The organism is Actinoplanes sp. NPDC051859, assembly GCF_044452725.1.
Lineage (GTDB): Bacteria > Actinomycetota > Actinomycetes > Mycobacteriales > Micromonosporaceae > Actinoplanes.
In genome coordinates, this window is sequence record NZ_JBITBX010000008.1 from 14,827 (window position 1) to 31,926 (window position 17,100).

13 protein-coding genes are annotated in these 17,100 nt (G+C 70.2%); 6 read left to right on the forward strand and 7 right to left on the reverse strand.

Annotated features, from left to right (window positions below; genetic code table 11):
* Positions 1-57 precede the first annotated feature (57 nt).
* The 5 genes from ACIA1L_RS20875 to ACIA1L_RS20895 all read left to right on the forward strand — a co-directional run bounded on the left by ACIA1L_RS20875 (position 58) and on the right by ACIA1L_RS20895 (position 8,152).
* The gene (locus tag ACIA1L_RS20875) at positions 58-1,110 is read left to right on the forward strand and encodes a LacI family DNA-binding transcriptional regulator (protein WP_396074499.1); all 1,053 of its coding nucleotides are present in this window, start codon (positions 58-60) and stop codon (positions 1,108-1,110) included.
* 174 nt (positions 1,111-1,284) lie between these two features.
* On the forward strand, positions 1,285-3,057 hold the full coding sequence (locus ACIA1L_RS20880) for a carbohydrate-binding module family 20 domain-containing protein (RefSeq protein WP_396074500.1): 1,773 nt from the start codon (positions 1,285-1,287) through the stop codon (positions 3,055-3,057).
* A gap of 49 nt (positions 3,058-3,106) precedes the next feature.
* Positions 3,107-4,180, forward strand: a complete 1,074-nt coding sequence (locus ACIA1L_RS20885; RefSeq protein WP_396074501.1) for a sensor histidine kinase — start codon at positions 3,107-3,109, stop codon at positions 4,178-4,180.
* 18 nt (positions 4,181-4,198) lie between these two features.
* Positions 4,199-5,674, forward strand: coding sequence for a sulfatase (locus ACIA1L_RS20890; RefSeq protein ID WP_396074502.1), 1,476 nt, complete (start codon positions 4,199-4,201; stop codon positions 5,672-5,674).
* A 117-nt stretch (positions 5,675-5,791) separates the two neighbouring features.
* Positions 5,792-8,152 carry an ATP-binding cassette domain-containing protein gene (locus tag ACIA1L_RS20895; RefSeq protein WP_396074503.1) on the forward strand — a complete coding sequence of 787 codons (2,361 nt, stop codon included), beginning with the start codon at positions 5,792-5,794 and terminating at the stop codon, positions 8,150-8,152.
* Between the two features lie 66 nt (positions 8,153-8,218).
* Here the strand turns inward: ACIA1L_RS20895 and ACIA1L_RS20900 are convergent, their stop codons facing one another.
* The 5 genes from ACIA1L_RS20900 to ACIA1L_RS20920 form a co-directional block, all read right to left on the reverse strand.
* Entirely contained in the window at positions 8,219-9,700 is a 1,482-nt protein-coding gene (locus tag ACIA1L_RS20900) for a diguanylate cyclase (RefSeq protein ID WP_396074504.1), read from the reverse strand.
* A gap of 51 nt (positions 9,701-9,751) precedes the next feature.
* Complete coding sequence (locus tag ACIA1L_RS20905) at positions 9,752-11,170, reverse strand: hypothetical protein (protein ID WP_396074505.1); 1,419 nt, start codon at positions 11,168-11,170, stop codon at positions 9,752-9,754.
* On the reverse strand, positions 11,167-11,508 hold the full coding sequence (locus ACIA1L_RS20910; RefSeq protein WP_396074506.1) for a PadR family transcriptional regulator: 342 nt from the start codon (positions 11,506-11,508) through the stop codon (positions 11,167-11,169). The genes ACIA1L_RS20905 and ACIA1L_RS20910 overlap by 4 nt, the downstream gene beginning before the upstream one ends.
* A gap of 189 nt (positions 11,509-11,697) precedes the next feature.
* Positions 11,698-12,729: a delta-60 repeat domain-containing protein gene (locus tag ACIA1L_RS20915; protein ID WP_396074507.1), complete on the reverse strand. Its 1,032-nt coding sequence runs from the start codon at positions 12,727-12,729 to the stop codon at positions 11,698-11,700.
* 37 nt (positions 12,730-12,766) lie between these two features.
* Positions 12,767-13,861: a diguanylate cyclase domain-containing protein gene (locus ACIA1L_RS20920; protein ID WP_396074508.1), complete on the reverse strand. Its 1,095-nt coding sequence runs from the start codon at positions 13,859-13,861 to the stop codon at positions 12,767-12,769.
* Positions 13,862-13,946: 85 nt separating this feature from the next.
* Between ACIA1L_RS20920 and ACIA1L_RS20925 the strand changes: the two genes are divergently transcribed.
* Complete coding sequence (locus ACIA1L_RS20925) at positions 13,947-15,215, forward strand: hypothetical protein (RefSeq protein ID WP_396074509.1); 1,269 nt, start codon at positions 13,947-13,949, stop codon at positions 15,213-15,215.
* A 6-nt stretch (positions 15,216-15,221) separates the two neighbouring features.
* Here the strand turns inward: ACIA1L_RS20925 and ACIA1L_RS20930 are convergent, their stop codons facing one another.
* Both ACIA1L_RS20930 and add read right to left on the reverse strand, forming a co-directional pair.
* A complete protein-coding gene (locus tag ACIA1L_RS20930; protein ID WP_396074510.1) occupies positions 15,222-15,992 on the reverse strand; it encodes a hypothetical protein in 771 nt (256 codons plus the stop codon).
* Between the two features lie 126 nt (positions 15,993-16,118).
* Positions 16,119-17,087: an adenosine deaminase gene (add, locus tag ACIA1L_RS20935; protein WP_396074511.1), complete on the reverse strand. Its 969-nt coding sequence runs from the start codon at positions 17,085-17,087 to the stop codon at positions 16,119-16,121.
* Positions 17,088-17,100: the final 13 nt, after the last annotated feature.

The following is a 17,100-nucleotide window of genomic DNA, read 5'->3' on the forward strand; positions in this document are numbered from 1 at the left end:
TCCCTGGAAGTGCTTGCGGAACATCTGCAAGAACTTCCAGGGTCTACAGTGACGGCCATGCGCGCACGACTCTCCGACATCGCGCGCCAGGCCGAGGTCAGCGAGGCGACGGTGTCGCGGGTGCTCAACGACCGGCCCGGCGTGTCCGCCGACACCCGTCAGGCGGTGCTGACGGCGCTCGACGTCCTCGGTTACGAGCGCCCCGAACGGCTGCGCAAGCGCAGCGCGGGGCTGGTCGGCCTGATCGTGCCCGAGCTGGAGAACCCGATCTTTCCCGCGTTTGCGCAGGTCATCGAGTCCGCACTGGCCCAGTCCGGGTTCACTCCGGTGCTGTGCACGCAGACGCCGGGCGGCGTGACCGAGGACGAGTACGTGGAGATGCTGCTCGATCGGCAGGTCTCCGGCATCGTCTTCGTCTCCGGCCTGCACGCCGACACCACCGCGGACCACGAGCGTTATCGGAAACTGGTGAGCCGGCCGCTGCCGATCGTGTTGATCAACGGTTATGCCGAGGGGCTGGACGCCCCGTTCATCTCCTGCGACGATCGGCTCGCCGGGGAGACCGCGGTCCGCCATCTTGTCGCCCTCGGCCACCAGCGGATCGGCTTCATCTCCGGCCCCGACCGGTTCCTCAACGTGCAACGCAAGATCGAGGGTTACCGGACGGCGATGCGCCGCGAGCTCGGCCTGCGCGATCAGGAGCTGCACGAGCTGATCGCCCTGACCCTGTTCGGCGTCGAGGGTGGCGAGGTGGCCGCGAGCCAGCTCCTGCAGCGCGGAGTGACCGGCATCGTGTGCGGTTCCGACCTGATGGCGCTCGGCGCGATTCGGGCCGCCAAGCGACGCGGACTGAGCGTGCCGCAGGACCTGTCGGTGGTGGGCTACGACGACTCCCCGCTCATCGCCTTCACCGACCCGCCCTTGACCACGCTGCGCCAGCCGGTCGCCGCGATGGGCAACGCCGCCATCCGGCAGCTGGTCGATGAGATCAACGGCCACGGCGCACCCCGGTCTGAGTACGTCTTCCCGCCGGAGCTGGTGGTGCGCGGCTCGACGGCGATGAACCGGAGCGGTCGTGGTCCGGAGAGCATGACGTTCTCCGCGGCATGATCCGGTAAGCGGTTACCGCACTTTCATCGGCACGTTCCTGCCGCCACCTGCGCTTACGCGGTCGATGACGGGTTTGCATAGACTGCCATCGCTTTACCTCATCGAAACACGCTGATAACTTTCCCTCCACTTACGCAAGGAGTTTCACCCACTCCCGCGTTCTGGAGGACCCCCATGCGCACCCGTCCGGTCCTGGCCGCCGCGATCTCCGCGCTCCTCGCCGCCATGTCCCTCGCCGTCGTCCAGGAGCGCGCGAAAGTCACCGTTTCCCACACCACGTCCGGCACCCGGGACGTGATCGTGCACCTCTTCCAGTGGCCCTGGGCGTCGGTCGCCCGCGAGTGCACCCAGGTTCTCGGGCCGCAGGGCTACGGCGCGGTGCAGGTCTCGCCGCCGCAGGAACACGTCGTCCTACCCACCCAGGGATACCCCTGGTGGCAGGACTACCAGCCGGTCAGCTACCAGCTCACCAGCCGCCGCGGCGACCGGGCCGCGTTCGCGGACATGGTGCGCACCTGCCACACCGCCGGCGTCAAGATCTACGTCGACGCGGTCGTCAATCACATGGCGGGCGGAGCCTCCACCGGCGCCGGCACCGGCGGCTCGACCTACACCCAGTACGCCTACCCGGCAGTGCCGTACGGCCACGGCGACTTCCACCACTGCGGCCGCAACGGCACCGACGACATCGCCAACTGGGGCGACCGGTGGGAAGTGCAGAACTGCGAACTGGTCGACCTGTCCGACCTGCGCACCGAATCAGCGTACGTGCGCGGCAAACTCGTCGCCTTCCTCAACGACCTGGTCTCCCTCGGAGTCGACGGCTTCCGGGTGGACGCCGCCAAACACCTGCCCGCCGGCGACCTCGCCGCCATCATGACGGCGGTGCAGGGCGACCCGTACGTCTACTCCGAAGTCATCGAGGGCGGCAGCGGCGAGCCCGGCCCCGAGGAGTACGCCGGGATCGGCGCCGTCACCGAGTTCCGCTACGGCGACGTAGTCGGCGGGGCCTTCCGCGACGGGAACCTGGCGGAGCTTCAGCAGCTCGCGGGTCGGATGCGAGTCGGGTCGGCGGACGCGGTGGCGTTCATCGACAACCACGACACCCAACGCAACGGTCGCGCGAAGCTGACCTACCGCGATGGCGCCCCGTACGCGCTGGCGGAAGCCTTCCTGCTCGCGTGGCCGTACGGTGTCCCGCAGGTCATGTCGAGCTTTGCCTTCACCCACCCGGAAGCCGGCCCGCCCACCGCGACCGACGGGACCACCACGGCGGTGAGCTGCGGAAACGGCTGGGTCTGCGAACACCGCAACCGAACCACGGCCAACCTGGTGGCGCTGCGCAACGCCGCCGCGGGCGCACCCGTGACCCAGTGGTGGAGCAACGGCTCGCACCAGATCGCCTTCGGGCGTGGCACGGCGGCGTATGTCGCGTTCAACCGCTCAGGCTCCGCTCTGACCCGCACTTTCCAGACCTCGCTGGCGGCGGGGACCTACTGCGACGTCATCGGCGGGGACGCGACTGACGGCACCTGCACCGGGGCGGCGTACCCGGTCGACGCCGCAGGCCGATTCACCGCGACCATCCCGGCGAACGCGGGGCTCGCGCTGCACATCGGTGCCCGCGGCAGCGGGCCGACCACCGACTGCGCCACCGCGCCGGTCTCCTTCGCGGCGACCGTCAGCACGACGTGGGGCCAGAACGTCTTCGTCACCGGCGATACGCCCGCCCTCGGCAACTGGAACCCGTCCGCGGCTGTCCCGCTCTCCTCGGCGGGCTACCCGGTCTGGACCGCGACTGTGCCGCTGCCCGGCGGCGTCCCGGTGCAGTACAAATACGTCAAGAAGGAGGGCTCGGCGGTCGTCTGGGAGAGCGGCGCCAATCGCACCCGCACGCCGCCGGGCAGCTCGCCCTGCGGCGTGACCTGGTCCGATACCTGGCGGTGACCGGGGCGGCGCCGGCGCCCGCTTGCCCGCCTCCGGCATGATGCAACGGATGAACCCGGTCCGGCACAGCCTGCGCCTGCGGCTCCTGATCTGCTGGATCGCCGTCGTCAGCGTCGGCTTCTTCCTGGCCATCTACAAAGACGACCTGCTGTTGTGGGTCGACCAGGGCTGGGGCTGCGAGCTGACCTCCCTGCCGGACCAGCTCCGCCCCTGCCGCCGGATCGTGGTGTTCAGCTGGAAAACCGACCTCGGCGTCTACGCGGCCATGGTGATCCTGCTGCTGCTGATCGGGTGGGCGCTGGCGCCGTGGGCGCTGCGGCCGGTCCGCGACCTGGTGCCGGTCATCGCCCAGGTCGGCCCGCAGAACCTCGGCTTCCGCGTCGGCCACCCAGGCCGGGGCCGTGACGAGCTGAGCGCGCTGTCGGTGGAACTCGACACGATGATGGACCGGATCGCCGCCGGGTACGAGGGTCAGCGCCGGTTCGCCGCCAACGCCTCGCATGAGCTGCGTACCCCGCTCGCGGTGCAGCGCACCCTCATCGAGGTAGGCCTGAGCCGGGTGATGAACGCCGATCAGTTGGCCCTGGTCACCGCGCAACTGCTGGAGACCAACGAACGCAACGAACGGCTCATCGAGGGCCTGCTGGTGTTGACCGAGGTGGAACAGGGCCTGGCCGGCAGCAGCCCGCAGCAGCTCGACAAGATCGCTGGCGGAGTCGTCGAGGCCCACCTGGAGCAGGCCGCGCGGGCGCAGGTCGTGATCACCAGCAGCCTGGCACCCCGGATCGTCCCCGGCGAGGAGGTGCTGCTGGAGCGACTGATCACCAACCTGGTGCAGAACGCGATCAAGTACAACCGGCCGGGTGGCACGATCCACGTCCGGACCGGCGGCACACCGGCGCTGACCGTGGTCAACACCGGCGTCCCGGTGCCCGCCGACGCGGTCGCCGGGCTCTTCGAGCCGTTCAAGCGCCTGGGCTCCGACCGCATAGACCACAGCGGCGGCGCGGGCCTGGGACTCGCCATCGCCCGCTCGATCGTGCACGCCCACGAAGGCACGATCACCGCGGTGCCAGGCGAGGACGGTGGCTTGCGCGTGGAGGTTCGCCTCCCCGGCGAATGAGCCCGTAATGTCCGGGTCATGGGTTTTCGACTCCGCGCCGCTGCGGGGGTGCTCGCCGCCGTCAGCCTGCTGATGGCCTGCACGGCAGACCGTCCCCCCACCCCGACCGCCTCGTCCGCAGCCGCCGCGGCCGCCCGGCCGAACATCGTGCTCGTGCTGACCGACGACCTGTCGATGAACCTGGTGCGGCACATGCCGCAGGTCCTCGAGTTGCAACGCCGCGGCACCACCTTCACCAACTACACCGTGTCGAACTCGCTGTGCTGCCCGTCCCGCGCCTCGATGTTGACCGGCAAGTTCCCGCACGGCACCGGCATCTACACCAACGACGGCATCGACGGCGGATTCGTGCAGTTCCGCCGACGCGGACACGAGCGGTCGACCTTCGCCACGGATCTGCACACCGCCGGGTACCGCACCGCCTTCTTCGGCAAGTACCTCAACCGGTACCAGCCGAGCAGCAAACACGTGCCCCCCGGCTGGACCGAATGGCACGCGGGCGGCAACGGGTACGCCCAGTTCGACTACGCCCTCAATGAGAACGGCACGGTCCGCCGTTACGGCAGCGCCCCGGGCGACTATCTGACCGATGTGCTCAGCGAGAAGGCCTCCGCCTTCATCGAAAAGTCGGCGGCGGACCGGACGCCGTTCCTGCTCGAGGTGGCGACGTTCGCGCCACACTCGCCGTACACGCCGGCCCCGCGCGACGCCAACCTGTTCCCCGGGCTCAAGGCGCCCCGCGGTCCCGCCTTCGACGCGATGGGCGAGAACGCGCCGCCGTGGCTGGCGAGCCGGACGCCGCTGACCGTCGACCAGCAGGCAGAGATCGACACCGTGTTCCGCAAACGCGCCCAGTCCGTCCAGTCGATCGACCGGATGCTCGCCGCGCTGCTGGACACCGTGCGACGAGCGGGTGTCGCCGGCACCACCCTCATCATGTTCACCTCCGACAACGGCTTCCACACCGGCGAGTACCGGCTGATGCCCGGCAAGCAGACCGCGTTCGACAGCGACATCCTCGTCCCACTGGTCATCTCCGGGCCGGGCGTCGAGGCGGGCCGCCAGGTCGACGCCCCGGTGCAGAACGTCGACCTGCGGCCCACCTTCGCGAGCCTCGCCGGGACGACCGTGCCCGCCGACGTGCACGGCCGCGACTTCCGCCCGCTGCTGGCCGGAAAGACATCCCCCGACTGGCGTACGGCCGCACTCGTCGAACACCACGGCCCCGACTTCGACCCCACCGACCCCGACCGGCCCCGCCCCTTCAGCGGTAATCCGCCCACGTACGCGGCCCTCCGCACCGCCACCTACACCTACGTCGAGTACGTTGACGGCGCACGGGAGTACTACAACCGGCGCAAGGACCCGCACCAGCTGCGCAACATCTACGCCGACCTGAGCGCCAGCCGCCGCGCCGCCCTGCACCGGGCGCTGAAGAAGCTGACCATGTGCCGGGGCGCGGCGTGCCGTACGGCGGACCAGGTCCGGGGTTGACTTTCCGATCAGGAATCAAGAAGCAATCGCACACTGCCACCCGTAGCGTGATCGCCGTGGACCGGCCCCTGGCTCCGCCGATGAGAATGTTCCGCCGACCGAGAATCTGGAGAGACGATGAGCAAGCCGCACGCCGCCGACAGCCATGATCTGATCCGCGTGCAGGGTGCCCGGGAGAACAACCTCAAGGACGTCAGCGTCGAGATCCCCAAGCGGCGGTTGACGGTGTTCACCGGCGTCTCCGGTTCGGGCAAGAGCTCCCTGGTGTTCAGCACCATCGCCGCCGAGTCGCAGCGCCTGATCAACGAGACGTACAGCGCCTTCCTGCAGGGCTTCATGCCGTCGCTGGCCCGCCCGGAGGTCGACCTGCTGGAGGGCCTGACCACCGCGATCATCGTGGACCAGGAGCGGATGGGTGCCAACCCGCGCTCCACCGTGGGCACCGCGACCGACGCGAACGCGATGCTGCGCATCCTGTTCAGCCGGCTCGGCAAGCCGCAGATCGGCTCTCCGAACGCGTACTCGTTCAACATCCCGTCCGTGAAGGCCAGCGGCGCGATCACGGTGGACAAGGGTGCCGGCTCCAAGGCCGAGAAGGTGGTTTTCACCCGGCTGGGCGGCATGTGCCCCCGCTGCGAGGGCATGGGCTCGATCAACGACATCGACACCACCGCCCTGTACGACGACAGCAAGTCCCTCAACGAGGGCGCACTGACCATCCCCGGCTACAGCATGGACGGCTGGTACGGCCGCATCTTCCGCGGCTGCGGCTACTTCGACCCGGACAAGCCGATCCGCAAGTACACCAAGAAGGAAATGCACGACCTGCTCTACCGCGAGCCGACCAAGCTGAAGATCGACGGCATCAACCTGACCTACTCGGGCGTGATCCCGGCGATCCAGAAGTCGTTCCTGTCCAAGGACGTCGAGGCGATGCAGCCGCACGTGCGCGCCTTTGTGGAACGGGCCGTCACGTTCACGACCTGCCCAGACTGCGGCGGCACCCGGCTCAGCGAGGCCGCACTCTCCTCGAAGATCAAGAACAAGAACATCGCCGACGTCTGCGCCATGCAGATCAGCGACCTGGCCGAGTGGATCCGCGGCATCAAGGACCCTTCGGTGGCCCCGCTGCTTGCCGGCCTGCAGCACCTGCTGGACTCGTTCGCCGAGATCGGCCTCGGCTACCTGTCCCTCGACCGGCCGTCCGGCACTCTCTCCGGCGGCGAAGCCCAGCGCACCAAAATGATCCGGCACCTCGGCTCGTCGCTCACCGACGTCACGTACGTCTTCGACGAGCCCACGATCGGCCTGCACCCGCACGACATCCAGCGGATGAACGACCTGCTCCTGCAGCTGCGCGACAAGGGCAACACGGTCCTGGTCGTCGAGCACAAACCCGAAGCCATCGCGATCGCCGACCATGTCGTCGACCTCGGCCCGGCCGCGGGCACCGGTGGCGGCGAGGTGGTCTTCGAAGGCACGGTCGACGGGCTCCGCAAGGCCGGCACGCTCACCGGTCGGCACCTTGACGACCGGGCCACCCTGAAGCCTTCGGTACGCAAGTCCACCGGCAAGTTCCCCATCCGCGGCGCCACCTCGCACAACCTGAAGAAAGTCAACGTCGACATCCCGCTCGGCGTCCTCGTCGTCGTCACCGGCGTCGCCGGCTCCGGCAAGAGCTCCCTGATCCACGGCTCGGTCGCCGGCACCGAAGGCGTGGTGTCCGTCGACCAGTCCGGAATCAAGGGCTCCCGGCGCAGCAACCCGGCCACCTACACCGGCCTGCTCGAACCGATCCGCAAAGCCTTCGCCAAGGCCAACGGCGTCAAGCCCGCCCTGTTCAGCGCCAACTCCGAAGGCGCCTGCCCCACCTGCAACGGCGCCGGCGTCATCTACACCGACCTCGGCATGATGGCCGGCGTCGCCACCACCTGCGAAGACTGCGGCGGCAAGCGCTTCCAGGCCGCGGTGCTGGAACACACCTTCGGCGGCTGCAACATCAGCGAAGTGCTGTCCATGTCGGTCACCGAGGCCGAGGAATTCTTCGGTACGGGCGACGCCCGCACCCCGGCCGCCCACGCCATCCTCGACCGGCTCGCCGACGTCGGCCTCGGCTACCTCCGCCTCGGCCAGCCTCTCACCACGCTGTCCGGCGGCGAACGCCAGCGCATCAAGCTCGCCACGCAAATGGCCGGCAAGGGCAGCATCTACGTCCTCGACGAGCCAACCACCGGCCTGCACCTCGCCGATGTGGAGCAGCTCCTCGGCCTGCTCGACCGCCTGGTCGACTCCGGTAAGTCCGTCATCGTCATCGAACACCACCAGGCCGTCATGGCCCACGCCGACTGGATCATCGACCTCGGCCCGGGCGCCGGCCACGACGGCGGCAAGATCGTCTTCCAGGGCACCCCGACCGACCTGGTCAAAGCCCACAAGACCCTGACCGCCCAGCATCTCGCCGACTACGTCGGCGCCTGACCGCGCCGCTGCGGGATCCGCCACTGCGGCCGGGTCCCGCGGCAGGGGCGTGCCACTCGATCGTCGTCAGCGGGCCGCCGGGCGGCTGCCAGCGCCGCTAGGGGCACTCGTGTCCTGGTCGTTGCGCGCCTGGTGGTCCACCTCGACGCGGTTGCGGCCCGCCTCCTTCGCGCGATAGAGCGCACGGTCCGCGCGCGCGAGCAACGCGTCCGGGCTTTCCGTGCCGTCCCACTCGGCCAGGCCCGCCGAGAAGGTCTGCTCCCGAGGCGTTTTGCGTCGCAGCCGTTCGAACAGCGCCGTCGCCACGTTGTGGTCGGTGCCGGACAGGACGACGGTGAATTCCTCGCCGCCGTACCGGGCCAGCAGGTCGTCGGCACGCAGGTCGGACTGCCAGGCAGCGGTGGCTTCCTTGAGCAGGCGGTCACCGCCGGCGTGGCCGTACGTGTCGTTGTAGCGCTTGAAGTGGTCGATGTCGATCATGCCGAGGGTGACGGTCTCCCCCGAGCGCCGGGCCCGGGCCAGGATCCGCGGCAGCTCGGTGTCCAGCGTGCGGCGGTTGGCGACCCCGGTCAGCCCGTCGTTGCGGGCCAGTTCCTCGAGCTGCGCGGCCTGCTGGGCGACCCGGCGTACGAGGTCCGCGGTGCGCAGCACGATGAGCAGCGTCAGCACCATGGAACCCACGCTGGTAGCCAGCCAGTCGACCCGGCCGTCGCGGGTCAGGCCCTGGTAGATGCCGACGACGGGTCCCAGCACCGACACGAAAGCGAGGAGCAGGAGCCGGGGCCGGACGAAGGTGGGTACCCGCGACGGCAGGATCGACAGCGAGCGCATCGATGGGTGCAGGGCTGCCGCTGCGGCGACGAGGTAGCCGGACAGGGCGGTGCCGTCGACGATCGCCTGCTGCCAGGGCGCTTCCTCGAGTGGTAGCGCAGAGACGATGTTGCCGGCGGTGGAGAGCAGGAGCGCGCCGGTGAGCAGCCGGAAACTCGCGGATCGCGCTCCGGGGGTGGTCAGCAGCAGTGCGCCGAGTGCGATGAGCATGATGTCACCGGCCGGTTCGGCCAGCTGGAAGAACCGGTCGAGGGCGGAGATCGAGGAGTCGAGGGCGACGGGACGCAGGTATCCCACCCAGAAGAGCAGGAAGAGTCCGGCCGCGACGATGGCTGCGTCGATCCGCGCTGTCCGGTCCCCGCGCAGCGTACGGCTGCGCAGCATCAGGGCCAGCGCGGCGCCCAGCAGCGGGTAGCCGCACAGGAACAGCACCTCTGCCCACAGCGGGGACGGACGGTGCAGGACGTGCGTATGGATGCGGTCGACGACCCCGGTCGTCGTCCAGCAGGCAATGGCGCCGGCGAACACCACCCACAGCGTGGCGCGCTCCGGCCGGTACGCACGGACGGCGGTCAGAATGGCAGCGACCGACAGTGCGCCCAGCGTCGCGTTGCCGAGGAAACGGATGTCAGCTGGCAGCAGCAGACAAACCACCGTGGCAGCCGCACCGATCAGGAGCCACGGCCGCCACCAGCCGGCACCGCGCGGTTGTGACACGTCCGCCTATCGGCACATTCGGAGCCACCCTGAGCCACCTCGGTGGTGACCTCAGTCCTCCTGTCGGGTCTGTCGCACTGCCACCACCCCGGGCAGCTGACTCACCGCCGCCACCAACTCCGGGTAGACGTCCGTGCTCGGCAGCCAGATCCGCCAGACGTGCGGCACTCGCCAGCCCGAGTCGCCAGCGAGTTCCCGGCCGTCGCAGTACGCGTACCGGTACGCCTCGTCCGCCGGGTCGACGATCAACATCGGGCTGAGCTCACCGGTCCGGTTGATGGCGTCCTCGACGTCCTTGCGCTGCTGGTCGGTGGCGCCCTGGACGACGTAGATCCACGCTCGCGGCGACTGGGCGGCCGCAGGCGTCACGGCAGGCGGTCCGGTGGGTGCACACGTGCCACGGAGCCGGCTCGGCACTCCGGCCGCCATCCCCGCCATAGCCAGTGCCAGCACGGCCATGCTCGCCGAGACGGCCACCCGGACGCGGGACGGCGGGGCTGCGACGGCCAGTGCGCCCAGCGTGCAGAGCAGTGCCAGCAGTCCGAACCCGTCGTTCAGCATGTGCAGGCCGCCCCACAGCGCCTCCTGCGCGGGCCGGTTCGACAGCGATGTCTCTTCGGCGACGGCTAGCGCGGCGACTACGACCAACAGGACCGGCAGGACGGCAAGGCAGGCGCTGCCTGCGGTGCGCAGCGGATGGCCCTCGCTGCGGCGGCTCGCCCAGCCGAAGAGCAGCCAGCCGGCGACCGCGGTGAGCAGCCCCACGGACACCGCGGACCCGGCCAACCAGGGCGGCGCGGAAGAGCGGGACAGCTCGAAGCTGACCGTGCCGTCGGAGTCGTCGGATGGCGGGTCCGTCGAGGTGTAGCTGTTGTCGTAGTACAGCGCCAGGCCGTTGCGGGTGGCCCAGAATTGCGCCCATTGCGTCGACCCGGCGGTGTCGTCGACGACGGTGATGTCGCTGCGAATTTGCCAGCCGGCTGCGGCGAGACGGTCGCGGACACCCTCGGCGTACGCCTTGACGTTGCGGGTTTCTGGCGTGTGCCGAACCCAGTACTCAGCCGCGCCGAACTGCGGTACCCATTCCAAGGGGTGGGTGGTGAAGATCTCCGCGTCGTCGCCGCCGTACGCGGGCAGCCCGGGGAACGCGGTTTCCTTGAGCTCCTGCGCTGCCGCGCCGCTGGGCAGCGGCGGGGCGAACTCCCAGGCGATCCGGGCCGCCGCCGCTGCGCCCATCAACCCGGCGGTGAGCGCGACCAGGAGGGACAGCGCCACGACCGATCGGCTCGCCGGACGGCCCAGCCGCGCGCGCAGTCCGAATCGCAGCAGGTTGCCGGCTTCCTGGGCGGTGGGCCGGGTGCGTTCAGGCGGGGCACAGTCCAGCAGAGTGCTGAGCATCTCGACCCGGCGCCGGCCTGGCGGGTAGCACCGCAACCAGCGGGCGTACCGGCGTGCCAGCCGATCCGTCACGAGAGGCTCAACCCGAGTTGGCGGCGGGCCGACAGTTGCGCGGATGCGGCCGCCACGCTCGCCCGGCGGCGCTCGGTCTCGTCTTCCAAGGCGGCGGCGCCGTCGCTGGTCAGCCGGTAGTACCGTCGCGGCCGACCGTCGATGACCTCTTCCTGGGCCGGCTCGACCAGGCCGAGCGCGGCGAGCCGGTCCAGGGCGGCATACAGGGTGCCGGCCTGCAAGGTCACCTGGCCGCCGGACAGCTGGCTGACCTGTCGGATCACGCCGTATCCGTGCCGCGCTTCGGGTGCCAGGGCGGTGAGGATCCAGAAGGTGGGTTCCCGCATCGGTGTGGGCATGCCCGCCAATATAAAGATGATCTTTATATAGAGCAAGCCCGGGAGCTCACGCCGAGAAGAGGGCGAACCGGGATCTGGCGCGGCCACCGACGGCGGTGAAGGCGCCACCGGCGGCGAGGCGAACGCGAGCCGGGTCGGCGGTCAGCACATGGACACCCACCGTGCCATTCGCACGGGGATTCCAGCCGGTCAGCCGGCCACCCGCATCGAGGGCGGCCAGCTTGACCCGGGCGGCGTACCCGGCCGGGCAGCCGAGCTGGCGAATCGTGCTGGTGGTCCGACAGGCGCGGTCGAAATGGCCGCCCACGTAGGTGATGCCGCGCAGAACCGCGAGGTTGTGCACGTCGCCGTCGAACAGGTGGGTCCAGCGGACGCCGCCGGACGGGTGTAGGCGACGGCGCGGCCGCCGGGACCGCCGGTGGCCGTCGAGATGCCGGTGGGCGAGATCGCGACGTCCAGAACCGGTGCCGGCGCGTGCGGCCGGAACGCCGCCACGGTCCGTCCGGCGGTCGTCGTCACCGCGGCCAGCCGGGCACGAGCAACGCCGGACATCCGGTGGAAGTCGCCCCCGGCATACACGCGGGTGCGGGTCACCGCGAGTGCACGTACCCGGCCGTCCGCCGCAGGCCGAAAGCCACGGTCGAGGGTGCCGGTGCGGTGGGTGAAGGCGGCCAGGCTGCGCCGGGGAACGCCATCCACCTTGGTGAACGCACCGCCGACGTAGATCCGGCCGTTGCCGATCGCCACGTCGGCCACCGTCCCCGACACGGTGTGCGAGAACGCGGCGGCTCGGCCGGTGGTCGCGTCGAGGCGGGCCACGGCGTCGCGACGGGCGCCCGCGATCTCGTCGAAATCGCCGGCGGCGTACACCGACGGGCGGCCGGTCACGACGACGGCCAGGGATCGCACGGTGCCGTTGGCGGTGGGATTCCAGGCCAGGACCGCGCCGGTACGGGCGTCGAATGCGGCCAGCCGCTTGCGGGCGTACGTTCGGCCTCGGAAGCTGACCTCGGTGAACGATCCGCCGGCATAGACCACGTTCCCGCGGAAAGCGAGCGCCCAGACCGTCGAGTTGAAGGTGGGCGCCGCCACGGCCCCGGCGCCCACCGCTGGCGCCGCGAGAACAGCTGCAGCCGCGGGGACGGCGGGCTGCCGGGCGTAGGCGGGGACCGGCACGGCCACGGCGCAGGTCAGGGCGATGATCACGGAAAGACGGCGCACTTGTTGATCAACTGCCGAGTCGGCGAGAAGGTTGCGGTCAGACGCCGGCCCCGGAGCGACGCTTGCGCCGATACATCGCCTCGTCGGCGCGAGCGACCAGGGCCTGGACGTCGTCGCCGGTGGCACCGACCGCCCAGCCGACGCTCGCCCCCACCCGGTGAATGCCCGTGGTTGCCGAGACGGGCTCGGCGATGGCCGCCCGCAGGCGTTCCGCGGCGCTGGCGATCCGGGTGGACAACCCCGCTCCGGTCAGCACGGCCACGAACTCGTCGCCCCCCGTACGCGCGATCACCTCGGCGCCGCGCAGCTGACGGCGTAGCCGTTCGGCGACCGCACACAGCACCTCGTCGCCCGCCTCGTGCCCGGCGGCGTCGTTGACCCGCTTGAACCCGTCGAGGTCCACGACCAGGACGCCGACCTGACGACCGGGATGCTGGACGATCGCTTCGGAGCGGGTCCGCAGCAGGGTGCGGTTGGCGAGTCCGGTGAGGCTGTCATGAGCGGCGGCATGCTGGGCCTCGGCGCGGCTGCGTTCCAGCGCCGAATGCAGCCGGGCATGCTGGATGGCGATAGCGGCGTGCTCCGCGAACAGCGCGAGAATCTCCTGCTGTTCGGGGCCGGGTTTCCGCAGCCCGTCCGGCAGGTCGACGCTGAGGACGCCGACCCACTCCCCCGAGGGCGCCCGCAGCGGCGCGAACAGGCAGTCCCGGGGATGCCAGCCGTCCGGGTCCTCGGTCTCCTCGATGTCCGGAATCCAGGTGTAGAGGGTTTCCGGCACGCCGGTGCGATGGTCGACGAAGTAGAGCGCACCCCAACGCTCGGAGCGCCGGAACAGCTCCTGCCAGTTCTCCGCGGAGCCGCGGGCGCCCAGCAGGTCGCGGCGCAGGTCATCGCTGCCGGCCACGGCCACTGTGGTGTAGTCGCCGTTCGGTTCGGCGAGGTTGACCGCGGCCAGGCCAAATCCGGCGGCCTCGACAACGCCGCACGCCACGGCTTCCAGCGTCTCGGTCAGGTCCAGGCTGGCGTGCACTCGCTTGGTGACCGCGTGCAGGGTCCGCAGCGCCTGCAACTGGGCGTCGGCCGCGTGCAATCCGGTCTCCCTCCGGGCGTCCGACGACTGACGGTAGTCCATGAATTCACCCGCCGGGGGGACGCCCGGCCGGCCTGTCGCGTTATAGTCACCGGCGTCGATGCCCTTATGGGAAGGCAGGTTTCCGTTGCGCCTGTTCACGGTGCTGGCCGTCTGCGCCACGTTCCTCAGCGTTCCGTCGGCTGCCACGGCCGCCAGCTGCTTTGACCGTGCGGCGGCCGTCACCTATGAGGAGAGTCGCATCGAAACGCCGGCCCTGCCCGGCGGGACCCGCGTGCCGTACGAGTTGGTGCGGGTGGGTGGCTTCGATCCGTACGTGGCGGCGCTGAAGCAGGAGCTGTGCCGGGCCACCTCGGTCGAGACCGCCCGCCGGATGCTGGAGCAGCAGGGCACCCGTCTGTGGCAGACCGCCGTCGCCCGGGCGCAGGGCCGGATCCAGCTCGGCACCATCGACCGATACGACGACCGTCCGCTCTACTGGTCCCGGCTGATCGGCACCCGGGACCTGCGGCAGTGGCGGCCGGCTTTCCCGCTCAGCGCTGCCGACCGTGCGGCCCTGCTCAAGACCTACGAGTACGCGTCTCGCGGAGTCGCGCACTCGTCGTACGGCACCGGGGTGAAGCGGGTGCTGGTGAGCGGCTTCGACCCGTACCAGTTGAATGGCGAGATCCGCCGCTCGAACCCGTCGGGCGGCTCGGCGTTGCAGCTCGACGGCCTGACCTACCGGGTGGGCACCGAGACCGTCCGGGTGCGGGCGGTGGTGCTGCCAGTGACCTGGAGTGGGTTCGACGCGGGCATCGTGGAGGACGCGTTCGGCCCGCACCTGACCGGCACCGCGCCCGAGCGTGCCGACCTGATCATGACGATCAGCCAGGGCAACCGCGGCGCAATGGTCGTCGAGCGGTGGGCCGGTGCGTGGCGGGGCGGCTTCGCGGACAACAACAATGTAGGCGAGGCGGAGCTGATCCCGGCGGCGCCCCGCTGGCCGCAGCCGGCGCCGACCCCGGAGTTCATCGAGACGACGCTGCCGCACCAGGCGATGATCGGCGCGGGCACCGGACCGTGGCCGACCTCGCTCAACCAGAACATCTGCGAGTGGGCGGCCGGCACACGACCCACCGGCCCAGTGCGCTGCCACCCGAACGGCCCGTCCGCGGGCAGCCAGGCACAGGCGGGTGGCGGCGGCAACTACCTCTCGAACGAGAGCATGTACCGCTCGAACCGGCTGCGCCGCGAGCTGGGTGCGTCCGATGTGCCGGGCGGCCACCTGCACATCTCCGCACTCGTCTACCCGACGAATCCCTTGGTGATCATCGACGCTGCGTTCACCGCGGACCGCGCCGCGACCATCAATCAGACGGTCGCCCTGGTCCGGGCGGCCGGTGCCGCCGCATGAGCAGCATCAGCTGACGCGCTGCAGGCGGATCTTGGACGTGACGTCGAGAATGCCCTTCTCCCGCCACACGTAAAGCCGCAGCTTGTAGGTGCCCTTGGCGGTGGGGCGGAACCGCACGGTGGCCACGCCAGTGCTGTTCGTCTTGGCGATGTAGGCGTTGCGGACCCACCGGGTGCTGTTCGGCGGCATGTACTTGAGGATGACCTTGCGGCCGGCACCGGGCACGGTCTTGACTGTGATCGACGTGGTGGCGTTCCGCTTGGAGGTGCCCGCGGTCGCCCAGCCGCTGAGGGTGGCTACCGACAGGATGCCGCCGGAGCCGATCTCGACGTCGGGTGCCACCGTGGCGCTGCCCGCGTACACGACCCGGATGTCAGCGCAGACTCGCCGCGTGAACTGGGCCGAATAGCTGCCTCGCGCGTAGCCCTCCGGGCTGTCGTCGAAGTCGATGCTGGACGTGATCGCCGAAGCGACCTCGACCCACCTGGTGGTCATGAACTGCCGCTGTTGAATGGACACCCTGCTGGGCACATTCGGGCCTTGCAATTGGCCTGAGACAGTGACGGTCGTCCCGTAGTCCTGGAAACCCTGCGGCGAGATGGATCGGACATCCAGATAGGAAACGACCTTGCTGTCAGCCGCATCCGCCGCGGCATTGCCGGCTCCGGAGGGGTCGGCACCGGCAGCCGACGCCGGCCCGGTCGGGGCCGCCAGCGAGCCACACATCACCACCGTCGCCGCCAGGGCGGAAGCGGACCGGAACGAGCGACGCAGCATCTGGGACCACCCTCGACGGGAACTGGCGACGCCACAGCACGGACGCCACCGGGGAAGATCAGCCTTTCACCCGCCGGGTCGAGGTGGCGGTGCTGGTGAAGTGCCATACGGTTGCCGCCGCTGCCGTCAGGTACGCACCGCTGGAAGCTGCAGGTCGGTAAAGGCGGCACGGACGGACTGCTCGGCGACCGTACGCAATTGCTGGTCGGACAGTCCCGTGGCGTAGCGGGCCAGGGCATGTTCCTGGGAAAGGGTGACGTCACTGACCCGCGGGTTGTCGGTGTTGAGAGTGACCGGAACGCCCGCAGCCAACAGGGTGTGGATCTGGTGCTGGCGATAACCGGGCGCCGCGCCGGTCTGCGTGTTGCTGGTGAGTGCCACCTCGAGGGTGACTCCTGCCGCGGCCAGCTCGGCCATGAGCATCGGGTCCTCCGCGGAGCGGACGCCATGGCCGATGCGCTCGGCGCCGAGGTCGCGCACCGCGGCGCGAACGCTTTCCGGACCGGCCGCTTCGCCCGCGTGCACCGTGATGTGCAGTCCGGCGTCGCGAACTCGCGCAAAGGCGGGCTGGAACAGGTCGGCGGCATACCCGGCCTCGTTGCCCGCCAGGTCGACCCCGCAGAACAGGTCACGTCGGGCGAGGAAGGTCGTCACCTGGCTGACTGCCGCGTCCGGGCCGAGGTCGCGCAGGATCGTCGCGATCAGGCCGACCGGCAGGCCGGTCACCGCCGACCCGTCCGCGACGCCGGCGGCGACCGCGTCGATGACCGCTAACGGGTCGAGGCTGGTCCGCTGCTCGATGAAGTACGGGCTGAAGCGAAACTCGACGTAGTCGAGCCCGTCGTTGAAGGCGTCCTCGACAGCCTCCCGGGCGACCCGCCGCCAGTCACCGAGCCCGGCGATCACGCCGATCTGGTCATCGACCTTGGCCAGGTACGGCAGCAGCCCACCCAGCGGCCCACTCGCCACCAGCTCGTCCCGCGGCCGGTCAGCCTGGGCGAAGGGATGCCCGTCGCGCCGCGCGAGGTCCAGGAAGGTGCTGGAGCGGATCGAACCTTCCAGGTGTCGGTGCAGGTCGATCAGCGGGAGCGGCATTGCTCGTCCTCCG